The organism is Camelimonas fluminis (assembly GCF_014656355.1).
Lineage (GTDB): Bacteria > Pseudomonadota > Alphaproteobacteria > Rhizobiales > Beijerinckiaceae > Camelimonas > Camelimonas fluminis.
In genome coordinates, this window is the sequence record NZ_BNCG01000089.1 from 1 (window position 1) to 4327 (window position 4327).

The 4327-nt window shown below is 54.7% G+C and carries 3 protein-coding genes and 1 pseudogene; all 4 read left to right on the forward strand.

Annotated features, from left to right (window positions below; genetic code table 11):
- Positions 1–279: 279 nt before the first annotated feature.
- Complete coding sequence (locus tag IE243_RS22185) at positions 280–684, forward strand: c-type cytochrome (RefSeq protein ID WP_191321470.1); 405 nt, start codon at positions 280–282, stop codon at positions 682–684.
- A gap of 497 nt (positions 685–1181) precedes the next feature.
- Complete coding sequence (locus tag IE243_RS24065; RefSeq protein ID WP_373301735.1) at positions 1182–1886, forward strand: DUF6538 domain-containing protein; 705 nt, start codon at positions 1182–1184, stop codon at positions 1884–1886.
- A 1360-nt stretch (positions 1887–3246) separates the two neighbouring features.
- Complete coding sequence (locus tag IE243_RS22195) at positions 3247–3441, forward strand: hypothetical protein (RefSeq protein WP_191321472.1); 195 nt, start codon at positions 3247–3249, stop codon at positions 3439–3441.
- Positions 3442–3982: 541 nt separating this feature from the next.
- Positions 3983–4237: pseudogene (locus tag IE243_RS22200) on the forward strand (hypothetical protein); the annotation flags it as partial.
- Positions 4238–4327 lie beyond the last annotated feature (90 nt).

The window sequence follows — 4327 nt, forward strand, 5'->3', positions numbered from 1 at the left end:
TCAGAAATCTCGCGAAGGGGGAACCTCTTATGATTCTAGACGTTCGAAAACCGCTCTAGTGCGCCAGTTCAGATGAAATCACCAGAATCCAGCAATGGACACAATCGGCCTGACCGAATGAAATAGCTGGCTGCAGGCTGACTGGTTTGCGGTGTCTCCCCCATTTCAATTTCAGCCGGCGCCAGGTGGGCGCGACCAGAGGCAGGCATGGCGCAGGTGGCGACAAATCGCTCCCATGACGAACGTCATCCGTGGGTGGCTCGGGCCAGAGGAAACGGAATGCTGCTCTGCTGGACCAGAGCCCTGGCAATTCGCGCGGCGCTTGCGGCCGCAGCCTTGCCGGCGTCAGGTTTCGCAGCCTTTTCGGGCGATATCGCCGCAGGAGAGGTCGTTTTCGCGAAATGCGCGCCGTGCCACAGCATCACCCATCCGACAAATCGCATGGGTCCGCATCTGATGGGCGTCGTGGGTCGCCGCGTGGGGTCGGTTCCCGGCTTTTCTTACTCTGAAGCGATGACCAGGGCTGGCGAATCCGGAACGATGTGGACGCCGGACCTGCTCGCCAGGTTCGCATCAAGCCCGCGAAAAACGATTCCCGGCAATTCCATGAGATTTTACGGACTATGGAGCGACAGCGATATTGCCAATCTGGTGGCGTATCTGGAAAGCGTCCCGGCGCATTAATACAGCTTGCCAGATACGGTCGCCGCATCGCTTGTTTCGCAAAAGTATTCTTGCGAATTTTCTCTATGTAATTGGGTCAATTTTGTCAGAAATCATTCTGGCGATGGCATCATTACATACGCGCAACGTCACATGAATCCACGTGCGCTTCTGATCGCCAGAGCAACCGCCATACGCCGGCAAATCGGCGACCTGTTCGCAATTTTTGAGAACATGGGAAGGGGCCCGGAGCATGACCGCGCCCTGGAAACCGGTTGCGAAGCGGCGAGGCGCCGAGCGCCACATGAGCGCGCCACCCAAGCAAAATCTGAATCTTCAGAAGAAAGCGGTTGGCTGGGGAACCTGGACCCTCACTTTCTTAAAACATAAGCGCTGAAATGCTTATATTTATTGGTTTTTAGCGGTTGTTTTGGGCTACCAAATTGGGCTACCAATGGGCTACCAATAGGAATCGAACCCACTCCCGCTAGCGCCTGTGGCGCATTGGATGCAAGCCCATGGCCGCTGACAAGACGCACCTGAAGAAGCACGGCAACCAGTGGCGGGTTGTGGTGAAGGTGCCTGAGCGCTTGCGGGAGATCGTCGGCAAGGCCCATCTGATACACCCCCTTCACACCGACAACCTGACCACCGCCAATCGGGACAAGTTCAAGATTGTCGCACAGATGAAGGCTGAACTTGCGGAGGCGGAACGGAAGCTGAAGCAGAAGGCCAGCGCCACAGGCGACCCGCTCATGGATGAAGCCATGGAATGGCGTGATCCGCCAGAAAGCGACGACAGCAACGCCGAAGCTGTCTCCCACCTCCTGACTGAACGGGCCGAACAGATCGAATCGCAGGAGGGCTATGAACGGGCAAAGGCCTTCGTTGACGCGGCCAAAGGTGTAGCCACTCCACTTTTGAGCATGGTGGACGTGTGGCTGGCCGAGCGGACCATGAAGCCCCGGCAGGTCATCGACTATCGCAGGGCTGTCACCAAATTCAACGCATGGCTGGCCAACAACAAGAAACCCGCGACGCTTGACGTAGCCCAGCACCTGCTGAACTGGATCTTTTCCTTTGCTGTAATCCTCGCGCATGGGACGCTTGAACTCCACCAAAACGATGGTGTCCGTGGCCTCGCTCTCGCGCCACGCAACACAGGTGTCATAAAAAAAGGCCAGATCGGGCCGCTCAGCTACAGGTTTAGTTGTATACTGTGAGAGAAGTTGATCTGACGCAAAATAACTAAAAAACGCCAGCCGATCATCGAGAAGCCATAGGTTATGGTCATCAATAGTTAGGCCCGCAGAATCGATCCTCATGGGGCAAAACAGCTGATGTATCGCATCTTCTTTGCTGTATGTATCATTTTCTGGATTGATATTTTCGAGCAATTTCTCGAAGACATCCAGAACGGCCTTTCTTCGCACAACATATTCAGCAAGTGCGCCACGCTTTTCATCGGCTATATAGTTAGAGTATTCGTCAATCTTTTCGGCTAGAGTCTCCCCGAGCTTTCCTTCTTTAATCGACGCCCCAAGTGATCCAAATTTCTTTTGACGACGCCATCGTTGGCGCGACATCTCCAGAAAAATTTCCTCCTTGCCAAACGCGTTTGGCTGAATTGTGCGAGCGAATTCCTCGACACCATCAGCCATATAGAGGAATTGCGGGTTCTCTGTAATTACCTCTCTGGCCGTACTTACCTTCCTTGCAACGGCTTCGCTAATGTAGTTCGCGAGAAATTTCCGGGCCACATCAGCCACGCCGCGTTTTATTTGGTCAATTTCTGCCGGTTCGAGCGTGAAGGCCGTGCGCTCGCTGTTCACTTTCGCATCTAGATATTCGCTGGAAGCACATGCGATGTAAACATTCTCTCCATCGAGTGACTTCAAACCAAGTTGTTCATCAATTGAGTAGTCAATAACAGACCTATTGTCCCCCGAGATAAAGGCGAAATTGTAAGCCGGTGGCTCGAAACGCATGGCCTTTGCGCATTTCAACGACCAAACTGTGAGGAGAAAGCCATCCTCGGCTTCGCCGATCTGTATCTTGTCTGTCTGTTGGTCAACGATGCTCTCACTAAACAATTTTTCGATGTCAGTTGCAGCACTATCGTGGATGATGAGTTGCGGTGCCCGAAGCCCGCGAGTTCCAAGACTGGGTAACTCGCGTCGTCCTCCCGACCATCCGCAAGGACGGGGCCTACATCAAGGACGAAGAGAAGGTCGCAACCGGCGAGATGGGCGCATAGTCGCCTTCGCTGGTGGATGGCCATTTCCCTGTCACCCGTATCGACCAGGAACGGCCTTCAGCGTCTTCCCGGTACGATGACACCCGAGAACCAGCCTCGGGGATTTTAGGCCCCTCCCGCCCACATCCTGCGACAGCCCTATCCACAGGACAGCCTGTCGCAGGCCGTAGGACAACCCTATGGCAGGACTCAGACTTTGACCGATGACCCCTGTAGCGGGACGATTCCTGTAACGGGATCAAATATTTAGCTTGATATGACGGGCTTCCTGCCTACCTTGGCCGCACCAAATCACCACCGCAATGCGCCATCAGACAGGAGCGACCATGGACCTCTTCATCACGACCCCGCTGTTCTCCATCCACATCGTCCGCTGGCCAAAGGGACGGGGCGTGGGCTGGAGCTTTGAGCGGCGCAGGTCGCATCACCAGCACGTCGGGCAGTCTGTCCTTGCCTACCTTGGCCGAGTCCAGATCACCGCCACAGCCGAGCGGCGGAAAGACCTCAGCATCCAGTGGTGAAGCTGGGGCCTGTGCGTGGTCGGGCTGTGCAGGACGCAGCATTTGTATAGTCCGACTATACAAACAAAAAGACCAATGATTTCAATACCTGAATAAAAAGCCCACATTAGGGTGAGAGATACCCACTTAAGTGTCAACTGAAGTGTTACACTTAGGTGTTCCTTAGGTGTCCTCTTCAGTTTCATCCTTCATCATATCATCCTTATGAAGACATGAAGGAGGATAGGAGTAAGGCTTACACCTAAGCCAAACTTCAGTGTCCCCGCAGGCCAGCCCTTACGTGTCTGCTTCAAGCCGTGACTGAAGAGGCCCCTGAACAGGACCATGCTGGCAGGTCTGATCCCCTCGACCATGACCAGCCCTCCAAGCTGCCTCCCCCTTCCTGTCTTCCATCCCAGTCCCGACTGGCGTTGCCTTGTCAGGCGGACACCATGAGCCGGACGAAGGCCCGTGTGTAGTCGCTATACAAACGGACAGGACGGGGGCGGCATCCTGAATAAAAAGACCACATTAAGCCCTATACGGGGCGGACGCCTTCACGTTCCTTGTCATGGGTTTCACCGGGGCAAAGGCAGATGCTTTCAAGCTCGCCTACCTGAACGAGTACAACCGGATGGAGGAAGAGCTTCGCAAGCGTGCGCAGCAGTCCATTCCTACGGACTACGCATCTGCCCTGCGGCTGGCTGCTGACGAACACGAGAAGCGGCTGATTCTGGGGAAGCTGTTTGGGCTACCGGATTGGCCTACCGCTTTGGGCTACCAATGGGCTACCGAGGCAATTTTGCCCCTGAACTAACTGACTGATTTTTCACGATAATCAGATATTGAAAGCGGTTGGCTGGGGAACCTGGATTCGAACCAAGACTAACGGAGTCAGAGTCCACAT

Coding starts and splice junctions, on each gene's coding strand:
- IE243_RS22195 (WP_191321472.1), top strand. CDS start 3,247: ATGGACCTCTTCATCACGACCCCGCTGTTCTCCATCCACATCGTCCGC.
- IE243_RS24065 (WP_373301735.1), top strand. CDS start 1,182: ATGGCCGCTGACAAGACGCACCTGAAGAAGCACGGCAACCAGTGGCGG.
- IE243_RS22185 (WP_191321470.1), top strand. CDS start 280: ATGCTGCTCTGCTGGACCAGAGCCCTGGCAATTCGCGCGGCGCTTGCG.